Annotated in this window: 17 protein-coding genes; 6 read left to right on the top strand and 11 right to left on the bottom strand. The window is 62.7% G+C overall.

Features of this window, described 5'->3' with window-relative positions; all coding sequences use genetic code 11:
• Positions 1 to 24 precede the first annotated feature (24 nt).
• Complete coding sequence (locus J3456_RS04545; RefSeq protein WP_349579076.1) at positions 25 to 2493, top strand: penicillin acylase family protein; 2469 nt, start codon at positions 25 to 27, stop codon at positions 2491 to 2493.
• On the top strand, positions 2490 to 3056 hold the full coding sequence (locus tag J3456_RS04540; protein WP_349579075.1) for a pseudouridine synthase: 567 nt from the start codon (positions 2490 to 2492) through the stop codon (positions 3054 to 3056). The genes J3456_RS04545 and J3456_RS04540 overlap by 4 nt, the downstream gene beginning before the upstream one ends.
• Here the strand turns inward: J3456_RS04540 and J3456_RS04535 are convergent.
• The 5 genes from J3456_RS04535 to trkA form a co-directional block, all read right to left on the bottom strand.
• Positions 3053 to 3454 (bottom strand): DUF2177 family protein, encoded by a 402-nt coding sequence (locus tag J3456_RS04535; RefSeq protein WP_349579074.1) that lies wholly within the window; start codon positions 3452 to 3454, stop codon positions 3053 to 3055. The genes J3456_RS04540 and J3456_RS04535 overlap by 4 nt on opposite strands.
• Before the next feature lie 98 nt (positions 3455 to 3552).
• Positions 3553 to 4851, bottom strand: coding sequence for a GTPase HflX (gene hflX / locus J3456_RS04530; protein WP_349579073.1), 1299 nt, complete (start codon positions 4849 to 4851; stop codon positions 3553 to 3555).
• Positions 4848 to 5087, bottom strand: coding sequence for an RNA chaperone Hfq (gene hfq / locus J3456_RS04525; protein ID WP_007119530.1), 240 nt, complete (start codon positions 5085 to 5087; stop codon positions 4848 to 4850). The genes hflX and hfq overlap by 4 nt, the downstream gene beginning before the upstream one ends.
• 130 nt (positions 5088 to 5217) lie before the next feature.
• Entirely contained in the window at positions 5218 to 6768 is a 1551-nt protein-coding gene (locus J3456_RS04520) for a TrkH family potassium uptake protein (protein WP_349579072.1), read from the bottom strand.
• A gap of 16 nt (positions 6769 to 6784) precedes the next feature.
• On the bottom strand, positions 6785 to 8161 hold the full coding sequence (gene trkA, locus J3456_RS04515) for a Trk system potassium transporter TrkA (protein ID WP_259944481.1): 1377 nt from the start codon (positions 8159 to 8161) through the stop codon (positions 6785 to 6787).
• Positions 8162 to 8287: 126 nt separating this feature from the next.
• Between trkA and J3456_RS04510 the strand changes: the two genes are divergently transcribed.
• Entirely contained in the window at positions 8288 to 8782 is a 495-nt protein-coding gene (locus tag J3456_RS04510) for a hypothetical protein (RefSeq protein ID WP_349579071.1), read from the top strand.
• A gap of 44 nt (positions 8783 to 8826) precedes the next feature.
• Here the strand turns inward: J3456_RS04510 and ntrX are convergent, their stop codons facing one another.
• The 5 genes from ntrX to dusB all read right to left on the bottom strand — a co-directional run bounded on the left by ntrX (position 8827) and on the right by dusB (position 15990).
• Positions 8827 to 10239, bottom strand: a complete 1413-nt coding sequence (gene ntrX / locus J3456_RS04505; RefSeq protein ID WP_349579070.1) for a nitrogen assimilation response regulator NtrX — start codon at positions 10237 to 10239, stop codon at positions 8827 to 8829.
• Positions 10232 to 12487, bottom strand: coding sequence for a sensor histidine kinase NtrY-like (locus J3456_RS04500; protein ID WP_349579069.1), 2256 nt, complete (start codon positions 12485 to 12487; stop codon positions 10232 to 10234). The genes ntrX and J3456_RS04500 overlap by 8 nt, the downstream gene beginning before the upstream one ends.
• Positions 12488 to 12582: 95 nt before the next feature.
• The gene (locus tag J3456_RS04495; protein WP_132443314.1) at positions 12583 to 13962 is read right to left on the bottom strand and encodes a response regulator; all 1380 of its coding nucleotides are present in this window, start codon (positions 13960 to 13962) and stop codon (positions 12583 to 12585) included.
• A gap of 1 nt (position 13963) precedes the next feature.
• The gene (locus tag J3456_RS04490) at positions 13964 to 15049 is read right to left on the bottom strand and encodes a two-component system sensor histidine kinase NtrB (RefSeq protein ID WP_349579068.1); all 1086 of its coding nucleotides are present in this window, start codon (positions 15047 to 15049) and stop codon (positions 13964 to 13966) included.
• Positions 15046 to 15990 carry a tRNA dihydrouridine synthase DusB gene (gene dusB / locus J3456_RS04485; protein ID WP_502989490.1) on the bottom strand — a complete coding sequence of 315 codons (945 nt, stop codon included), beginning with the start codon at positions 15988 to 15990 and terminating at the stop codon, positions 15046 to 15048. The genes J3456_RS04490 and dusB overlap by 4 nt, the downstream gene beginning before the upstream one ends.
• A gap of 232 nt (positions 15991 to 16222) precedes the next feature.
• Between dusB and J3456_RS04480 the strand changes: the two genes are divergently transcribed.
• From J3456_RS04480 to J3456_RS04470, 3 genes are read left to right on the top strand one after another with little or no spacing between them, the layout of a single operon-like run.
• On the top strand, positions 16223 to 17353 hold the full coding sequence (locus J3456_RS04480) for a bifunctional 2-C-methyl-D-erythritol 4-phosphate cytidylyltransferase/2-C-methyl-D-erythritol 2,4-cyclodiphosphate synthase (protein WP_349579066.1): 1131 nt from the start codon (positions 16223 to 16225) through the stop codon (positions 17351 to 17353).
• Entirely contained in the window at positions 17350 to 17841 is a 492-nt protein-coding gene (locus tag J3456_RS04475; RefSeq protein ID WP_349579064.1) for a phosphatidylglycerophosphatase A family protein, read from the top strand. The genes J3456_RS04480 and J3456_RS04475 overlap by 4 nt, the downstream gene beginning before the upstream one ends.
• Entirely contained in the window at positions 17842 to 18315 is a 474-nt protein-coding gene (locus tag J3456_RS04470; RefSeq protein ID WP_349579063.1) for a CinA family protein, read from the top strand.
• Here the strand turns inward: J3456_RS04470 and J3456_RS04465 are convergent.
• A complete protein-coding gene (locus J3456_RS04465; protein WP_067630597.1) occupies positions 18312 to 18764 on the bottom strand; it encodes a type II toxin-antitoxin system RatA family toxin in 453 nt (150 codons plus the stop codon). The two genes, J3456_RS04470 and J3456_RS04465, sit on opposite strands and share 4 nt — an antisense overlap.
• Positions 18765 to 18792: the final 28 nt, after the last annotated feature.

Genomic DNA, 18792 nt, shown 5'->3' with positions numbered 1-18792 from the left:
TGCGCGCCAGCCGAGGATCCCCCGATGGCATTGATGTTTCGCTGGCTTATCCGATTGGCGGTGTTTCTCGTCACGTTGAGCGTCGTGGTTTTGCTGCTGGTCTACTGGTTCGCCGCGCGGTCGCTGCCCGACTATGATGATCGGGTTGAGGTCCAAGGCGTCAGCGCCCCGGTCGAGATCGTGCGCGACAACGCCAATGTGCCGCATATCTTTGGCGAAACCGACGAGGACGTATTCTATGGCCTTGGCTTTGCCCATGCCCAAGACAGGCTGTGGCAATTGATCACCCTGCGCCGCACTGCGCAGGGGCGTCTGTCCGAGGTCTTCGGCACTGCCACCATCACCACCGACAAGCTGATGCGGCGCTATGACATCTACCGTCTAGCGGTGGCGGCGGCAGGTGAGCTTGACCCCAAAACCGACGCGGCGCTTGAGGCCTATTCCGCCGGGATCAACGCCCGCCTAGATCAGATCAACACCGAAGCCTTGGGCCGTGGCGCGCCCGAGATGTGGCTTTTCAATGCGCCCATGGCCCCGTGGCGGCCCGCCGACTCATTAGCCGTGACCAAGCTGATGGGCCTGCAAATGTCGGGCCATCTGGAGGCCGAAGTGCTGCGCGCGCGGGTATCATTAGAGTTGAGCGATCAAGACCGTCTGCGCGACATCCTGCCCGACGCGCCGGGCAGCGGTGTCGCCGCCCTGCCCGAATATGCCGCGCTCTTTCCTGAGGTGACGACGCGCCATGCGGCCGCGGCGCCCATGGACAGTCATCCGCTGTCGCCTTTCAAACGGCAGGCCTTCGCCGGTGCGTCCAACGCTTGGGCCGCAGCACCGTCGCGCTCTGCCGCGGGCGGCACGCTTTTGGCCAATGATCCGCACTTGGGGTTCACCGCCCCGGCGATCTGGTATCTGGCCCGGCTGGAGCTTGAGACCGGCGGCGTGATCGGCGGCACAATACCCGGCATGCCCGTGGTTCTGACAGGCCGCAGCGCTGATCTGGGCTGGGGGCTGACCACCGCCTATGTCGACGACCAAGACGTCTATATCGAAGAGCTGAACCCCGACAATACCGAAGAATACCGCACCCCCGACGGGTTCAAGAAATTCCGCAAACGCTCCTCCATCATCAATATCGCGGATGCTGACCCCATCACCGTTACCCTGCGTTGGACCGACAATGGCCCGGTGCTGCCGGGCAGCCATTACAACCTTGGCAGCATCACGCCGCCCGGGCATGTGGCCTCTGTCGCCTCGACCCTCTTTACCGAAGAAGACACCTCGCTTGCCGCCGCGATGAAGGTGATGCGCGCGAAATCGGTGCAGCAGGCGATCAATGCCGCGACCGATTATGTGGCTCCGGCGCAGAACCTCACACTGGTGGACCGTGACACCATCGCCATGAAGACCATCGGCGCTATGCCACGCCGCGACGCCAATCACCAAAGCGAAGGGCGCATGCCCAGCCCCGGCTGGATCGCTGCGAACCGTTGGGACGGCATGTTGCCCTATACCGCGAACCCTGAATTCATCGCCCCCGCGGGCGGCATCCTTGGCAATACCAACAACAAGACCGTCGATCGCCCCTTTCCCAACCATGTCTCTTTCGTTTGGGGCGACACGCAGCGGGTGCAACGCTGGCAGCGGCTGATGCAGAACCGCGAGGTGCATACCCGCGACAGTTTCATCGAAGCGCAGCTTGATACGGTCAGTCCCACGGCCCGCGCGCTCCTGCCGTTGATCGGCGCTGAGCTGTGGTTCACCGGAGAGGCCGCGCCTGATGGCACGCCCGAACGCCAGCGCCAGCGCGCACTGGATCTGCTCGCGGGCTGGTCGGGTGAGATGAACGAACACCTGCCCGAGCCGCTGATCTATGCCGCATGGATCCGCGCCCTGCAGGACCGTCTGATCCGGGATGAACTGGGGCCACTGGCCGAAGAATTCACTCACGTTCAGCCGCTCTTCATCGAACGCGCATTCCGAGATGTGCAGGGCGCTGCGAAATGGTGCGACGTGCGCCAATCCGCGCCGGTAGAGACGTGCCATGACATGGCGCGGCTTGCATTGGACGACGCCCTGCTCTGGATCAAAGAGACTTGGGGCACGCAGTTGGAATCCCTCCGCTGGGGCGACGCGCATCAGGCGACCCATGATCACCCCGTCTTGGGCGACGTGCCGCTGCTGCGCTACTTTGTGAACATTCGCCAGTCGACCTCGGGCGGGGACAATACCCTTCAACGGGGGCTGACCCGCGGCACCGGCAAAGACCCGTTCTATAATGTGCATGGTGCAGGCTACCGCGGGGTCTATGACTTTGCCGATCCCGACAGTTCGGTCTTTGTCACCTCCACCGGGCAATCGGGGCATTTCCTGTCGCGCCATTACGATGACATGGCGCAGCTCTGGCGGCGGGGCGAATACATCCCGATGTCACTCGACGCCGAACTGGCCCGCGCCGCCGCCGTGGGCGTGACCCGATTGGAGCCTGCCCAATGACCGCCCGCGTGATCCTGCTGAACAAACCCTACGGCGTGCTGTCACAATTCACCGACAAAGGCACCGAGGGCAGCACGCGGCCTACACTCTCGGCCTATATCGACGAAAAGGGGTTCTACCCCGCCGGACGGCTGGACCGTGACAGCGAAGGGTTGTTGGTACTGACTGACCATGGCCCGTTACAGGCCCGCATCGCGCATCCTAAATACAAACGCCCCAAGAGCTATCTGGTGCAGGTCGAAGGCACGCCCGATGCCGCGGCCCTTGAGGCGCTGCGCAAGGGGGTGGAACTGAAAGACGGCGTTACGAAACCGGCCCAAGTGGATCTGATCGACGCGCCCGAGGCGCTTTGGCCGCGCGACCCGCCCGTGCGTTTTCGCAAGACGGTGCCCGACGCTTGGCTGCGCATCACCATCCGCGAGGGGCGCAACCGACAGGTGCGGCGCATGACGGCCCATGTGGGGCTGCCCACCCTGCGGCTGATCCGCGAAAGCGTGGGCGATTGGGAACTGGCCGGTCTGCAACCCGGCGCTTGGCGCTGGTCGACCGAGAATGGCCGCTAGGTCAGCGCACGGGTGATCGCCACGCCTGCGGTTGCCGCCGTCCCGGTCAGGACCGACCCCCAAGCGAAGTCCCGCGCGACCATGGCCCATGTCCAGTCCTTGAGCGTGGCCAGATTGGTGAACTCATAGGTGCCATAGCCCATCGCTCCGATCAGCAGCGCATTGCCAAAGACCCAGAGCAAAGAATGGTCCTGCATCATCGCGGGCCAAGACACGAACCAGAGCACCACCGCCACGAAGAAAGCGTAAAAGATCAGCGCCGGGGCGACGCGGAATTCATCCAGCAGCCAGTCTCCGATATCACGCTCAAACACGGGTTTGATGAGATAGGTCAGCCCAAGGTAGTCCAGCCCGAGGAAGATCACGGCGGTTGAGATATAAAGGATGGCGAGGGTCATGGAAGCGCTCCGCAAAAGGTCGTTTCACCATATGCGACGCAGCGGGTCAATTTCGATGCTTGCCGGGGCAAAAATTGCCCCAGCCTGCGCCGTAGCTTTTAAATCTGCTGGAATTCAGCCTCTTGGCGCGCGGACCAACGCACGGTGATCTCAAACCCGTCTTCAGTCTGACGCTCACCTTCCACCACGTCCTGCGCAAACAGCCAGGCGCGTTTCTTGCCTTCGGCAAAGCCGAGGGTCAATTCGGCCTCGCGTACCGCACCCTGCAGCGCTTCGGCGATGGTTTCCTGAAACGCCTCAAGCCCTTCACCGGTGATGGCCGAGATTGCCAGCACATCGTCGTTACGCGCCGCGCGGGCGCGCATGGCGTCAGCGCGGTCGTCGGGCAGCAGGTCCAGCTTGTTCCAAACCTCGAAACTGCGGGTCTCTTTCGGGACGCCCAGTGAGGCGAGGATATCGCGCACATTCTGGGCCTGCTCTTCGGTCTCAGCGTGGGACACATCGCGCACGTGGCAGATGATATCGGCGGCCAACACCTCTTCGAGTGTGGCGCGGAAGGCGGCGACAAGTTCCGTGGGCAGATCGCTGATGAACCCCACCGTGTCGCTGAGAATGATCTCAGGCCCGTCCGGCAACACAAGACTGCGCATGGTCGGGTCGAGTGTGGCAAAGAGCATGTCTTTGGCCATGACCTTGGCCCCGGTCAACCGGTTGAAAAGGGTGGATTTTCCGGCGTTGGTATAGCCCACCAAAGCGACGATCGGAAACGGCACTTTGGCACGGGCGGCGCGGTGCAAGGCGCGGGTTTTCACGACCTTTTCCAACTGGCGGCGCAGACGCACCAACTGGTCGTCGATCGCGCGGCGGTCCGCCTCGATCTGGGTTTCCCCCGGTCCGCCGACAAAGCCCAAACCGCCGCGCTGACGCTCAAGGTGGGTCCATGCGCGAACAAGGCGCGTGCGCTGATAGTTCAACGCGGCCATCTCGACCTGAAGCACCCCTTCACGGGTCGCCGCGCGGTCGCTAAAAATCTCCAAAATCAAACCGGTGCGGTCGAGCAGCTTGACGCCCCAAGCCTTCTCAAGGTTGCGCTGCTGGACCGGGGTCACCGGACCGTCAACCAGCACAAGGTCAACCTCCGCCGCCTTCATGCGCTGCTCAAGCTCGTCGATTTTGCCCTTGCCGAAAAGCATACCGGCATGGACGGTGCGCAGCGGCACCACTTCGGATCCCACGACCTGCAACTCTGGCAGCGCTTCGGCCAATGCAACGGCTTCGGCCAGCGCGGGCTCAGGCGCGCGCCGGTCGTTGTCGGTTTTGATATCAGGATGCAGCACCCAAGCGCGCGTTACGCGGGGCCCATCGCTGTTGTCGATCTGAAATGCTGGACGGCTCAAGAAGCGTCTTCGCCCTCATAAAGGCTGATCGGCTGGCTTGGCATGATGGTCGAAATCGCGTGCTTGTAGACAAGTTGCGATTGACCGTCGCGGCGCAGCAGAACGCAGAAGTTGTCAAACCAGGTAATCACACCCTGCAATTTGACGCCATTGATCAGGAAAATTGTCACCGGTACTTTGGTCTTGCGAACGTGGTTTAGGAACGCATCCTGAAGGTTCTGTCTGTCTGACGCCATGGTAGTCTCGCCTTTTGTTCTTGCTGGCGTCCGCGTACCGGACCCCCCCATTGCGTCAAGTATGGAGTGCGAAAGCGTGAGTTTCCAGCCCCAATATCAGCGGACTAGGGCGGTTCTAGCGCTAAACGTGTCAAGCGCGCCACAAATTCGGGGTCATCAGCGCAATAATCGCCAAGGTTTCCAGCCGACCCAGCACCATTGCTCCGCTGAGGATGATTTTCGCGGCCACGCCCAGTTCGATCAAATGGATGGGTTTGTCGGCAGCATGTTCGATCAGCGGCCCGGTGGTGGAGAGCGTGGCCACCGACATGACCACCGCCGCATCAAAGGACGCGCCAGTCAGGGTCAGAAGAAGGGTCACTCCGGCGAGCGACATGGCAAAAAGCATGAAGAAAATCCACGCAATAAAAGCACCGTTGCTTTGCAAACGCCGCCCCGCAGCCCCCGCGCCGCTGACGGAATTGGGATAGACCAGCCGGTCCATCTCGCGCACCCCGTTTTGATAGAGCGCGAAGACCCGCAAAAGCTTGACCCCGCCCGCCGTGGTGGCCACCCCGCCGCCGATCAGTGCAAGCCCCATGAGCACCAACCCCGGCGTGCGCAGCCCCGACCAATTCTGCGCCTCCGCCCAATGTTCAGAGACGAAACCGGTCGTCGACAGGAAGGACAGCACGGTAAACAGCCCGCCCCAAAGCGCGTGCAAAGCGCGGGTGCCGTCAACCTCGACCTCCACTTCAAAGGCGCCGATCCAGTGGCGTGCGAACAGCAGCAACGGCACGCCGATCACCACCAAAAGGCCGATGCGGAACTCTGGGTCGGTCATCAGCCCGCCTTGGGTCGCGGTCACGGTATCTTTGGAAAAGGTCAGCCGCGACAGGGCGAAGAGCATAAACAGCATCATCACCGCCTCGCCGGTGACGCCGATCTGCGCTTCGGCCACGCCCCCGATGGGCGAAATGCCCGAGGTCGCCATGACCGACATGGCATGGCAAAGCGCCACCAAGGCCGTCTCTCCACCGATGACCAGCAAGAGCCAAAGCAGCAGCGTCAGCCCGAAATAGATCGGCAGCAATGCCTGCGTGGTGCGCAGCAGCCGTTGGCGCGGGGTGATCCGGCCCATGCGAGCGCCGATCCGGTCATCGGGCCGCCCCGGTTCGGCCTGCGCCGTCACCTCAAAGCCGCCCAAATGCAGCGGGGCCAGAATGGCCGAGGCCGTGACCCACATGAGCAGCCCGCCCATCCAACCGACCTGCGCGCGCCACAGATGCAGGGTGTCGCTCAGCCGTTCGGGGTTGAACATGGTGGCCCCGGTGGTGGTCAGGGCGCTGACCATCTCGAAATAGACGTTCATAAACCGTGTGGTCGGCAGCGCCTCAAGGAAGGGCACCGCGAAAAAGACCGGCAGGAAAACAAAGGCAGACAGCAGCGACAAGAGCGGCCCAAGCGCGCCATCCAGGGGTTTGCGCCCGGCATGGGCGATGGCGATAAGCGTGAAGGCCACAAGCCCCAGCAGACCGGCATAGAGAAAGGCGCGGCTGGCCAGATGGTCATTCATCACCAGCCCGTGGATCGACGGCAGGATCATCGACAGGGCAGAGACGCCGAACAATTGCAAGAACAGCGGCAGCTGCACGATCTCCCGGCGGATGCCGGTCGGGCCTATGCTGGTCGGTTGCGTCACAAAGGCGCTCCTGCGCTTAGAAAAAGTCGATCGAGACCTGCAAAAGCTGCTCAACCCGGGGCACATCCTCGGCCAGAGCGAAGAGGGCGACAACGTCCCCTTCGTCGATCCGTGTGCTTCCCATGGGGCGGATCACCTTGCCTTCTTTGCGCAGCATGCCGATCAACACGCCCTCGGGGAAGTCAATTTCCGAGACTTTCTTGCCCGCGAGGGGCGATGTCGACAGCACTTCGGCCTCGATCACCTCGGCCTCGGCATCGCCGATGGAATAGACCGCCCGCACCCGCCCATGGCGGATGTGGCGCAGGATCGAACTGACCGTCGTGGCGCGCGGATTGATATAGGCGTCGATGCCAAGGTGGGTCATCAGGGGCACCAGCGTCGGATCGTTTATCAGCGCGATGACATAGGGGCAGCCCTCGGCCTTGGCACGCACACAAGACAACATGTTGGTTTTGTCGTCATCCGTCACCGCCAGCATCGCATCGGCGCGGCTGATCCCGGCTTCGGCCAACAGCGCCGCATCAAGCCCGTCGCCGTTCAACACGATCGTTCGCTCAAGCCCTTCAGCGGCGCGTTCGGCGCATTTGCGGTTTTTCTCGATCATCTTGGTGCGCACGCGCAGCGGTCCGGCCTCAAGGTGCTGCGCCACGGTCAGGCCGACATTGCCCCCACCCACCAGCACGACGCGCTCTTGCTTGGTGGTTTGTTTGCCGAAAATTTCCATCGTGCGGGCGATGTCGTCGTGATGCGAAAAGACGTAGCAGTCATCGCCAACGAAAAGCTGATCCTTCGCCTCGGGCGCGAACAGCGTGCCATCGCGTCGCACGCCCACGACGACCGCGCGCAGGGTCGAGAAGAGATCGGTAAGCTGCCGCAGCGGCGTATTCACCACCGGGCAATCGCTGTCGATGGTAATCCCGAGAAGCTGTGCCTGCCCTTCCATGAAAATCTCGGTGTCAAAGGCGGCGGGCGCGCTGAGACGCTGAAGGGCTGCAGTGGCGACCTCTTTCTCAGGGGAAATCACCACGTCGATCGGCATGTGATCGCGCCGGTAAAGGTCGGAGTAGATCGCATCCAGATAGGACTGGCTGCGCAGACGGGCGATCTTGCGGTTGATGCCAAAGACCGAATGCGCCACCTGACAGGTCACCATATTGACCTCATCCGAGTGGGTCGCGGCGATGATCATTTCGGCGTCCCGCGCGCCCGCACGGTCCAGCACATCGGGGTAGCTGGCGAAACCGGCGATGCCCTGCACATCCAACGTGTCGGTGGCGCGGCGGATCAATTCGGCATTGCTGTCGACCACGGTCACATCGTTGCGCTCTCCGCTGAGGTGACGGGCAATCTGCCAACCCACCTGCCCTGCGCCGCAAATGATGATTTTCATGAAGGCTTCCTTACCCTGAGCAAAGATCGTGTGAGGGTTGTCTTGGGTCGGTTAGAGGGCATGACAGATGGGTTGGCAAGCGTCAAATCAATTGTCTTTACCATCCAACAGCGGCATCATGGGGTCATGAAACCGATATCCCCACGCGCATCGCGCAGCGCCTTTGCCCTGACGTTTGTCGCCCTGACGGCTGCGGCCTGTGCGCCGCTGAACACCTATTACAAACCGGGCGCGACCGTTGCGCAGGTCAACCGGGCCACCACCGCTTGCGAGGTGCTGGCCCTGCGCGATGTGCCGATCTCAACCCAAATCCGCCGCGAACCGCCGCGCTATGTGCCCGAGCGCCGCCAATGCGATGCCAATAACAACTGCACCACGCGGGGCGGCTTTTACGTGCCGGGTGAATTGGTGACCTTTGACCCCAACCAAGACCTGCGCAACCGGGTTGAGGAACAATGTATGGCCGACAGAGGTTTCGCGCCGGTGTCGATCCCCGCCTGCCCCAGCAACGTGGCCCGCGCTGCACCGACGCGGGCGACAACCACGCTGCCCGCGCTCAACCCCAAGTCTTGCGTGATCCGCAACAGCGATGGGTCGTTCCAGATCGTCACCCAAGGGTGAGGCGCTGCGCGAGGGGGCACGCCCCTTGCGGTTCTGCGGCGGGGTCAGCCCGCCGCTTCGATTTCCTCGTCCACATGGGCCACGCGCACACCCGCCTTGGCCGAGGTCACAACGCCAAGGGATTTCAGCTTGCGGTGCAAGGCGCTGCGCTCCATCCCGACGAAATTTGCGGTCCGGCTGATGTTGCCGCCAAAGCGGTTGATCTGGGTCAACAGATACTCCCGCTCGAAAGCCTCGCGCGCCTCGCGCAACGGCAGCGTTGCCAGTGCGCCCGAAAGCACCACGCGCCCCTCATCGCCGCCGTTCTCCTCTTCGCCGGGCAGTTCACGGGCCTCAATCGGGCCGGTGCCATCACCGAGGATCAGCACCCGCTCAACAAGGTTCTTAAGCTGACGCACATTGCCGGGCCAGACCATCGTTTGCATCAGGGCCACGGCATCTTCGGTCAGCGCACGCTGCGGCAGACCCTGGGAGGTGTTGAACTCGGCGATGAAATGTTCGGCCAGCAGCGGAATATCCTCGCGCCGCTCTTCCAAGGACGGCACGGCAATCGGCACGACGTTCAGACGGTGATAGAGTTCCTGCCGGAAGGTATCTGCCTTGATCGCCTGATCCAGATCGCGGTTCGTTGAAGAGATCACCCGCAGATCGACGCGGACCTTGTCGGTCCCGCCTACGCGGGTGAACTGTTGGTCCACCAGCACCCGCAGGATCTTGGACTGGGTGCCAAGCGGCATATCCGCGACCTCATCAAAGTAGATCACCCCGCCGTGGGCCTGTTCCAGCAACCCCGGCTCGACCCCGCGGTCCGGCGTCTCCCGGCCAAAGAGCACCTCTTCCATCCGATCAGGCGCCACCCCGGCGCAGTTGACGGTGACAAAGGGCGCCGAGGCGCGGGCGGAATGGGCGTGGATATAGCGCGCGGCCACTTCCTTGCCCGCCCCCGCCGGGCCGGTCAGCATCACGCGGCCATTGGATTTGGTCACCTTGTCAAGCTGCCCCAACAGGGCGCGATAGGGCGCGGAGGTGCCGATCATCTCGGAGGTCGCCACATCGCGGCGCTTGAGGTTCTGGTTCTCCCGCCGCAGGCGCGAGGTTTCCATTGCGCGGCGGATCACCACCAGCAATTGATCGATGTTGAACGGCTTTTCGATAAAATCGTAAGCCCCTTGTTTGATCGCCGCCACGGCAATCTCGATATTGCCGTGGCCCGAGATGATCACCACCGGCACGTCAGGATTGTCCCGTTTAACGGTCTTTAGAATATCGATCCCGTCCATCCGGCTGTCTTTCAACCAGATGTCGAGGATGATCAGCGCAGGCGCCTCGGTGTTGATCTCGGCCATCGTCTCATCAGAATTGCTGGCCAAGCGCGTGGCAAAGCCTTCATCCTCAAGGATGTCCGAGATCAACTCACGGATGTCGCGTTCGTCGTCTACAATCAGAATGTCACTCATCTGCCTTATCCCCTTGGTCTGTCGTTGCGTCGATGGCCAAGGGCAGTGAAATGACTGCCATGGCACCGTGATGGTCTTGCCCGTCGAATGCGGGCGCGGTTTCGAGCGTCAGGCTGCCGCCATGTTCCTCGATAATCTTTTTGACGATGGGCAGACCCAGACCGGTGCCCTCGCTGCGCGTGGTCACATAGGGCTCGAACAGCCGCGCGCGGTCTTCGGGCAGACCGATGCCATTGTCAGCAATGGTCAACCGCAAGAGCCGATTTTCGGGCGTCAGGACCACGCGAATTTGCGGCTCATGCCCCTCGGTCGTGCCTTTTTTCTTCAGGCTTTCGATGGCTTCGCCCGCGTTCTTGATCAGATTGGTCAGCGCCTGCGAGATCATCGTGCCGTCGATATTGGCCATGACCGGCTGCGTGGGCAGGTCAAGCTTGATCGCCACCTCTTCCTGCCTGCTTTGCTGAAGCAACACCGCATCGCGCAGCAATTGCCGGATGTCCTGACGGCTGGTTTCCGGCTCTGGCATCCGCGCGAATTTCGAGAATTCGTCGACGATGCGCCGCAGGTCGCCGGTTTGGCGGATGATCACCCCGGTCATCTGTTCCAGCGCGTCGTCATCGCCCTCTGCCATTTTGGGGCCAAACTTGCGGCGAATGCGCTCGGCACTCAACTGGATGGGCGTCAACGGGTTCTTGATCTCATGGGCAATCCGGCGCGCCACGTCGCCCCAAGCGGCCATGCGCTGCGCGCTGACCAGATCGGTCACATCGTCAAAGGCCACGACATAGCCCTCAAGATCGCCATCCTTGGACCGCCGGGTCGCCATGCGGACCAGCAGGTTCTCCATCGCCCCTTGGCGCGAGACTTTAATCTCCGCCTGCGCCACTTCGTCAGACGCGGCCTTGACCGTCTCAAACAGCGGCCCGAACTCCGGCACGGCAAGGGTCAGCGGCAGGCTTTGCTGGTCTTCCGACCAATCCAGCAGCCGCATGGCCGAGCGGTTCACGAAGGTCACGCGCCCCTCGGGGTCAAGCCCCACAACGCCCGAGGTCACCGAGCTTAGCACGGAATCGAACAACCGGCGACGGCGCTCGATCTGGTCGGTATTTTCCAACAGGGTCTCGCGCTGGCCCTTCAGCTGCCGGGTCATCTGGTTGAAGTAACGCCCCAGCATGGCGATTTCGTCATCGCCCTCTTCTTCGCGGACCTGCACGTTCAAATCACCCGCGCCCACCTGTTGCGCGGCGCCGGTCAGGCGCCCAACCGGACCGGAAAGCCGTTCGGCAAACCACAGGCCCAGCCAAACGGCGGCCAGAATGAGGATCACCGCAAAGCCCAGATAAACAAGGGCAAATTCGAACAGCAGCCGCCCGCGTTCGGATTCAAGCTGTTGGTACAGGCGCACCGTTTCTTTGGTCTCATCCAGCAGCGCCAGAATCTCACCATCCACCGCGCGGGAGACATAGAGGAAACGATCAACATAGGCGTCCATCGGCACCAACGCGCGGAATTCATTGTTGGGCCAGTCCTCGATGACCAAAAGGCCCTCGTCACTGGCGGTCTCAAGCTGCGCCTCGGTGGGTGCTTCGAAATCAAAGAGATAGGACCGATCCCCCCGCGCCCGGATCTGCGCGGTGCTGTCGATCAGAAACGCCTCGCGCAGGCCGCGCTGAATTTGCCGCTGGCCCTCGCCCAAAAGCTCACTGTCGCTTAGGTTGATGCCCTGCGTGCGGGCGCTGTCGATGCTGCGGGCGAGGGTCTGCGCGTCCAATATCAGAGCCTCGCGCTGCTCGGCCTCATAGGCTTCGGCCGCCGCGAGCGACGAGCCGACCACGCCGCTGACCCGGTCAGAGAACCACCCCTCAAGCCCGACGTTCACCGTGAGCCCTGCAAAAATCGCCACTGTGACGGTTGGGATCAGCGCCATCAGGGCAAAAACGCCCGTCAACCGCAGGTGCAACCGAGAGCCCGCTGATTTGGCGCGGCGTGCTGAGATCAGCCGCCCGACCTGAATGAGAACCAACGCCGCCACCAGCAGCACATAGACCAGATCGGACAACAGAATGAGCCGCAGGTTGAGCGTATCCGCCCCCTGCCCCAAAGGCCCAAGCGCCAGATAGGTCGCAAGCGCCAAAACCGGCCCCAGCACCACCAGCCCAAAGGTGGACCAATTGCGCAGCCGTTTGACTCGCCTGAGACGCCCCAACCGTTCGAGCTTGAACCTGCGTGACCGGGTTGCCACCCGCATACCTCACCGATGTTGTGATGCATCGCTGCATCAACCGCCATATTATGTGGTCCTGACCGGGAGAGTACCCCGATGGCCACTGTTATGTGGCTCTTTTACATCATCTTGCGGCCCCGTGTCACCTCAATATCGAGGTCGGTGATCTTCTTGCGCAAAGTATTTCGGTTAATTCCCAGCAAAGCGGCACATTTAGCTTGGTTCCCTGCCGTCGCGGCAAGCGCGATTTCGATCATCGGCAGTTCGACTTCGCGCAGGATCCGCGCGTAAAGCCCCGGAGGCGGCAGCATGGAGCCGTGCAGGTCGAAATAACGCTGCAAATGACGTTCGACCGAGGCCCCCAGCCGTTCGGTATCAGCCTCGGTCTGCATCGGTGCCGGACCGCTTTGCGCGCCCAGCAGTTGCTCGGCCTCGCTCGCCGTGATCTCGGCCGCTTGGCTGGCCAGTGCCAGTTGCCGCATGGCATGTTCCAATTGGCGCACATTGCCGGGCCATGGGAACTTCAGCAGGATTTGCGCGGCCTTGTCCGACAGCTTGCGCGGTGAGGCAGGCCCGGGGTTGGCACGGGCCAGAAAATGGTCGGCCAACAGCGGGATGTCTTCCACCCGGTCCCGCAGCGCAGGCACTTCGAGGGTCGCCCCCGACAGGCGGTAATAGAGATCCCGGCGCAGCTTGCCTTCTTGCATCGCCGCATCCAGATCGCTTTGGCTGGTGGCCATGAAACGCGGCGCGTCTTCGCCCGGCGCATCCATCATCCGCACCAGACGGGCTTGGATATCCTGGGGGAAATCCGCGATTTCGTCGATCATCAGGGTGCCACCGCCGACCCGCGCCAACACCCGCGAGGGGCCTTCGATATCGGCAAGATCGGCATCCGTCACGGTCACAAACGGCAAGCTGCGCCGGTCTGAGAAGTCGTGAATGGCCCGCGCGATCAGCGATTTGCCCGAGCCGCTTTCGCCCCAGATCAGCACCGGCAGGTCGGTGTTCATCACCCGCGCCACGGTGCGGTACAGCGCCTGCATCACCGGGGTGCGGCCAATCATCGGCAGGTCATCACGCTCGGCGTCGATCTCGGCACCGTCGTCGGCAGCGGCCTTGCGGCTGAGCGTCGTGCGTTGCTCCAAGGCACGAGCGGTGCGCTTCATCAGATCTGGCAAGTCGAAGGGTTTGGGCAGATAGTCAAAGGCTTCGGCCTCTGCCGCCTTGATCGCGGTCATGATGGTGTTCTGCGCCGAGATCACGATCACCGGAAGGCCGGGTCGGTCCTGCGCGATTTTCGGAAGCATTTCCAACCCGTTGCCATCGGGCATGACCACGTCAGAGATCACCGCGTCGCCCTTGCCCTCGCTGACCCATCGCATCAGGGTGGTCAGGCTTGAAGTGGCATGAACCTTGCAGCCCGCGCGGGTCAGCGCTTGGGTCAGAACGGTGCGGATCGTGCGGTCGTCATCGGCGACGAGGATGGTGCCATCCATGTCAATTCTCCTTGAGGGCAGCAGCGCCTGCGCGCGGCAGCGAAATGCGGAATGCGGTTCGACCGGGGGCGGAACTGACTGAAATCCAGCCTCCGTGGTCTGAAATAATTTTACTCACCAAGGCGAGGCCCAGCCCCGTGCCATTCTCCCGGCCCGAGACGAAAGGATCGAAAACATCGGCACGGATATTGTCCGGCAGGCCGGGGCCATCGTCGATCACCTCAATCTGCAAAGGCAATGGCTGGCCATCCCCATCGGCGCGGCGCAACTGGAATCCGTGTTCATAGAAACTGCGCAGCCGGATGGTGCCCCCCGCCGCGCCCGCAGCCTCAGCCGCGTTGCGGATGAGGTTCAGCAAGACCTGCAAAAGCTGGTCCTTATCACCAAGCGCGGGCGGCAGAGAGGGGTCGTAATCTTCGGTAATTTTCATCTTTGAGCCGAAGCCCAACAGCGCCGACCGGCGGGCGCGGTCCAGCACATCATGCAGGTTCACCGGCTTGCGCTCGGGCGCCATGAGGTTGCCAAATTGCTCGACCTGTTCCAGCAGTTTCACGATGCGCCGGCTTTCGGCGACGATGAGATCGGTCAGTTCCAGATCACTTTTGGATAGATTCATCGACAAAAGCTGTGCCGCGCCGGTGATCCCGGCCAGAGGGTTCTTGATCTCATGGGCCAGCATCTCGGCCATGCCGATGGCGGATTTGGCGGCGGATTTCACGCTGTGATCTTGGGTGATGCGCCCGGCCAATTCGCGCGGGGTGATCATCAGAACCATCTCCCCCGCCCCGCCCACCAGCGGCGCAATCTGCAGGCCGCATTGCAAAGGCGCGCGCTGCATCGCGCCCACATCCACGTCATTCACGAACAGCGGCGTGCCCTGCAGCCGCGCACGGGCAAAGGCAGCCTCAAGCGGGTGATCCACCGCGATCAACTTCCAGATCGACTGGCCGATCACGGCGCGGGCAGAGGCATTGAGGAAGCCTTCGGCGGAAGGGTTCAAATCCGCGACCCGGTCGTCGGCGCTGACGATAAAGGCAGGCACCGGCAGAGAGGTCCAAACCTGCCGCTCAGGTATCTCGGCCCTCATGCCGCGACCGGGGTTTGAGCCACTGCGGCGTCGTACTGCATGGCCTCTGCGATCAGATCAAAGGTGGTTTTCACCTCCCGCGCTGTCAGCAGGGCGCGGCGCAGATCGGCGGGGGTGGCGCAATGGTCCATATACCAGCCCAAATGCTTGCGGGCGACCTTGGCACCCAGTTCGACCCCGTAAAAACGCAGCATCTCGTCGTAATGTTCGGCCACCATCTGGGCCATTGCGGCCCCTTTGGGGATCATCGGCTTGGCGCGTCCGTGCAGGTCATGCGCGATTTGCGCCAGCAGCCAAGGCCGCCCCTGCGCGCCGCGCCCGATCATCACACCGTCTGCGCCCGACAGCCGCAGGGCTTGGCGTGCCTCTTCGCTGCCAATGATATCGCCATTGGCGATGACGGGGACGCGCACCGTTTCTTTCACCGCGCGGATCGCGGCCCAATCGGCGCGGCCCTTGTAGAACTGACAGCGCGTGCGCCCGTGGATGGTGATCATCTGCACGCCCGCATCCTCGGCCCGTTTGGCGATCGGTGCGGCGTTGAGCATATTGTCGTCCCAGCCCAGCCGGGTTTTCAGCGTCACCGGCACGTTGACCGCGCCCACAACGGCCTCAATCAGCCGCAGCGCGTGATCGGGTGTTTTCATCAGCGCCGAGCCCGAAGCGCCCTGCGTCACCTTTTTGGCCGGGCAGCCCATATTGATGTCGATGATCCGCGCGCCCATCGCCTCGACCATCCGGGCAGCCTCGGCCATCGGTTCGGCCTCGCGCCCCGCGAGCTGGACGGAGGTGCCGATGACATCCAATCCCAGCTCTGCCTTCTCTCGGGTGCCGGGGCGGCGGCTGAGCAATTCTTGGCTGGCGACCATTTCGGACACGACCAACCCGGCCCCGAATCGCGCCACGAGGTTGCGATAGGGCAGATCGGTGATCCCCGCCATCGGGGCGAGGAATACCGGAGGGTCGAATGTCAGGGGGTCGGCGGTCACGTGCTTAATCCTTGTGCGGTCCCTTGCTGTGTAGCTCTGCCACGGGGTGACCTCAATGAAACTGGCCTGAAAAGCAGCTATGCGCCAAGCAACTGCTTATTTTTTAGGCAGCCACCCCAGATTGCACCCCGCCGCCGCATTGCCTAGACAGTGTCATGTTCACCACGTTTTCCAGATTGCCCGCATGAGTATCGCAGCCCTGATCGTTGCCGCCGGGCGTGGCAGCCGCGCAGGCGGTCCGCAGCCCAAGCAGTGGCAGGGGTTGGCAGGCGCGCGGGTGATTGACCACACGCTCGCCGCCTTTCGCGCCCTTCCCCAGATCACTGAGATTGTGCTGGTGCTGCACGAAGATGACATGGATCACGCCGAGGCTTTTGCCGCGCAAGGCGTCACCGTCACCACCGGCGGGGCGGAGCGCGCGGCCTCTGTTCAGCGCGGTCTTGATGCGATTGGCCAAGCGGACAAGGTGCTGATCCACGACGCCGCGCGGCCCTGCGTCTCGGCCCAGATCATTGCTGGCGTGATTGATGCGCTCGACCAGTATCAAGCCGCCGCACCGGGCCTGCCGGTCACTGACGCCCTTTGGCAGGGCGCGGATGGCCGCGTCACCGGCACGCAAGACCGCAGCGCCCTTTTCGCCGCGCAGACGCCGCAGGGCTTTGACCTTGCCGCGATCCGCGCGGCCCATGCCGCTCATGACGGCCAAGCGGCGGATGATGTCGAAGTCGCCCGCGCCGCGGGCCTGACCGTTGCCATCACCCAAGGCAGCGCCGATAACCTAAAAATCACCCGGCCCGAGGATTTCGCCCGCGCCGCCCGCATATTGGAGACCCGCATGGACATTCGCACCGGCAACGGATTTGACGTGCACGCCTTTGGCCCCGGAGACCACGTGACCCTCTGCGGCATCGACATTCCGCACACCCACGGGCTGGTCGGCCATTCCGACGCCGACGTGGCGCTGCACACGGTGACCGATGCCATCTACGGCGCGCTGGCACGCGGCGACATCGGCCAGCATTTCCCGCCGAGTGATCCGCAGTGGAAAGGCGCGCGCAGCGATATCTTTCTGCGCCATGCCGCGCAGATGGCCCGCGATATGGGGTTCACCCTCACCCATGTCGATTGCACGCTCATCTGCGAGACCCCCAAGATCGGCCCCCATGTGCAACCGATGCGCGCTTCGATGGCTGAAATGCTGGGGATCGAGATCGACCGCGTATCCGTTAAAGCGACCACAAGCGAGCGCCTCGGCTTTACCGGGCGCGGCGAAGGCATAGCCTGTATGGCCACAGCAACATTGGTGAAAACATGACCCCAGCCCATCTGATCGCGACGCTTCTGGGCGTCGGCCACATCCGCCCCGCGCCGGGCACTTGGGGGTCGCTCATCGCCCTGCCCTATGCGTGGCTGTTGCATGTGCTGGGCGGCTTTCCCCTGCTGGTGATCGGGATCCTCGTGGCGATCCCTTTGGGCTGGTGGGCCACTGCGCGCTACACGGCGGGCGGGCAGGATCATGACCCCGGAGAGGTTGTGGTCGACGAGTTGGTTGGCCAGTGGATCGCGCTTTTGCCGCTCTCTTACGCTGCGTGGTCTATGCAGATCCCGATCCTTGCCATGTGGCCCGGTTGGATCGCTGCCTTTGCGCTGTTTCGGCTTTTTGACATCACCAAACCGCTGATCATCGGCTGGGCTGATCGTCAGGGCGGGCCATGGGGCGTGATGCTAGACGATATCTTTGCCGGGATTTTCGCAGCACTTGGCGTCATGGCGCTGGCCGCGCTTTATCACGGGGTGCTGTAAATGACCCTTGCCGCGCAACTGTTGGAAAAAGCGCATGAAACCGGTGCGATGGTCGCCTGTGCAGAGAGTTGCACGGGCGGGATGCTGGCCGCGGCACTGACCGATTTGCCGGGGTCTTCGGCCCTACTGGATCGCGGCTTTGTCACCTATACCAATGCAGCGAAAATGGCGATGTTGGGCGTCTCGGAGGGGACGCTGGCGGATTGGGGGGCGGTGTCCGAAGAGGTGGCTAAAGAGATGGCCGCGGGCGCGCTGGCGCGGTCAGAGGCGCAGATCGCCGTGTCGATCACCGGCATCGCGGGCCCGGGCGGGTCGGAGCATAAGCCCGAAGGCCGCGTCTGTTTTGGCCTTGCCACGGCAGCCGGGGTTCAGACCGAAACGGTGGAGTTCGGCGCGCAGGGCCGCGATGCAGTGCGCTTGGCCGCCCGCGACCATGCGCTCGGCCTCTTGCTGAGGGGCTTCGCGGCGCTTTAGCCTTTGGGGCCGTAAAGCTCTTTCGCTCGGTTCTCAAAGGCCCGAACGATCCGCTGCATCGCTTCGTTGAAAACAACGCCGATGACCTTTTGCAGGATCATGTTCTTGAATTCGAAATCGACAAAGAAATGCACCTGACAGCCTTCGAGGTTATCCTCGAAATGCCAGTTTGATTTCATATACTTGAACGGCCCATCCAGATATTCGGTGTCGATCTTCTTGGCCTCGGGCCAGAGCACGACACGGCTGGTGAACCGCTCTCGAAACACTTTGAAAGAGATCACCAGATCGGCTTCCATCACCCGGTGATCGCCCCGGTCTTCGTCACTGCGAATGCGCGCAGCAGCGGTCCAAGGCAGGAATTCGGGATAGCGGGCCACATCGGCGACAAGATCATACATCTGTTGCGCGCTATAGGGCAGTTGGCGGGTCTCTGAATGGGTGGGCATTGCGTTCCGTTGCGTTGCAGGTTACCCC

The sequence above is a fragment of the Sulfitobacter sp. NFXS29 genome (assembly GCF_040148765.1).
Taxonomy (GTDB): domain Bacteria; phylum Pseudomonadota; class Alphaproteobacteria; order Rhodobacterales; family Rhodobacteraceae; genus Sulfitobacter.
This window is presented reverse-complemented; position numbering and strand designations above follow the sequence as displayed.

What these genes read in the sequence shown, in the direction of transcription:
- J3456_RS04545 (WP_349579076.1), top strand. Translation starts at nt 25, where the DNA reads ATGGCATTGATGTTTCGCTGGCTTATCCGATTGGCGGTGTTTCTCGTC.
- J3456_RS04540 (WP_349579075.1), top strand. Translation starts at nt 2,490, where the DNA reads ATGACCGCCCGCGTGATCCTGCTGAACAAACCCTACGGCGTGCTGTCA.
- J3456_RS04535 (WP_349579074.1), bottom strand. Translation starts at nt 3,454, where the DNA reads ATGACCCTCGCCATCCTTTATATCTCAACCGCCGTGATCTTCCTCGGG.
- hfq (WP_007119530.1), bottom strand. Translation starts at nt 5,087, where the DNA reads ATGGCGTCAGACAGACAGAACCTTCAGGATGCGTTCCTAAACCACGTT.
- trkA (WP_259944481.1), bottom strand. Translation starts at nt 8,161, where the DNA reads ATGAAAATCATCATTTGCGGCGCAGGGCAGGTGGGTTGGCAGATTGCC.
- J3456_RS04510 (WP_349579071.1), top strand. Translation starts at nt 8,288, where the DNA reads ATGAAACCGATATCCCCACGCGCATCGCGCAGCGCCTTTGCCCTGACG.
- ntrX (WP_349579070.1), bottom strand. Translation starts at nt 10,239, where the DNA reads ATGAGTGACATTCTGATTGTAGACGACGAACGCGACATCCGTGAGTTG.
- J3456_RS04500 (WP_349579069.1), bottom strand. Translation starts at nt 12,487, where the DNA reads ATGCGGGTGGCAACCCGGTCACGCAGGTTCAAGCTCGAACGGTTGGGG.
- J3456_RS04495 (WP_132443314.1), bottom strand. Translation starts at nt 13,962, where the DNA reads ATGGATGGCACCATCCTCGTCGCCGATGACGACCGCACGATCCGCACC.
- J3456_RS04490 (WP_349579068.1), bottom strand. Translation starts at nt 15,049, where the DNA reads ATGAGGGCCGAGATACCTGAGCGGCAGGTTTGGACCTCTCTGCCGGTG.
- dusB (WP_502989490.1), bottom strand. Translation starts at nt 15,990, where the DNA reads ATGGCGGGGATCACCGATCTGCCCTATCGCAACCTCGTGGCGCGATTC.
- J3456_RS04480 (WP_349579066.1), top strand. Translation starts at nt 16,223, where the DNA reads ATGAGTATCGCAGCCCTGATCGTTGCCGCCGGGCGTGGCAGCCGCGCA.
- J3456_RS04475 (WP_349579064.1), top strand. Translation starts at nt 17,350, where the DNA reads ATGACCCCAGCCCATCTGATCGCGACGCTTCTGGGCGTCGGCCACATC.
- J3456_RS04470 (WP_349579063.1), top strand. Translation starts at nt 17,842, where the DNA reads ATGACCCTTGCCGCGCAACTGTTGGAAAAAGCGCATGAAACCGGTGCG.
- J3456_RS04465 (WP_067630597.1), bottom strand. Translation starts at nt 18,764, where the DNA reads ATGCCCACCCATTCAGAGACCCGCCAACTGCCCTATAGCGCGCAACAG.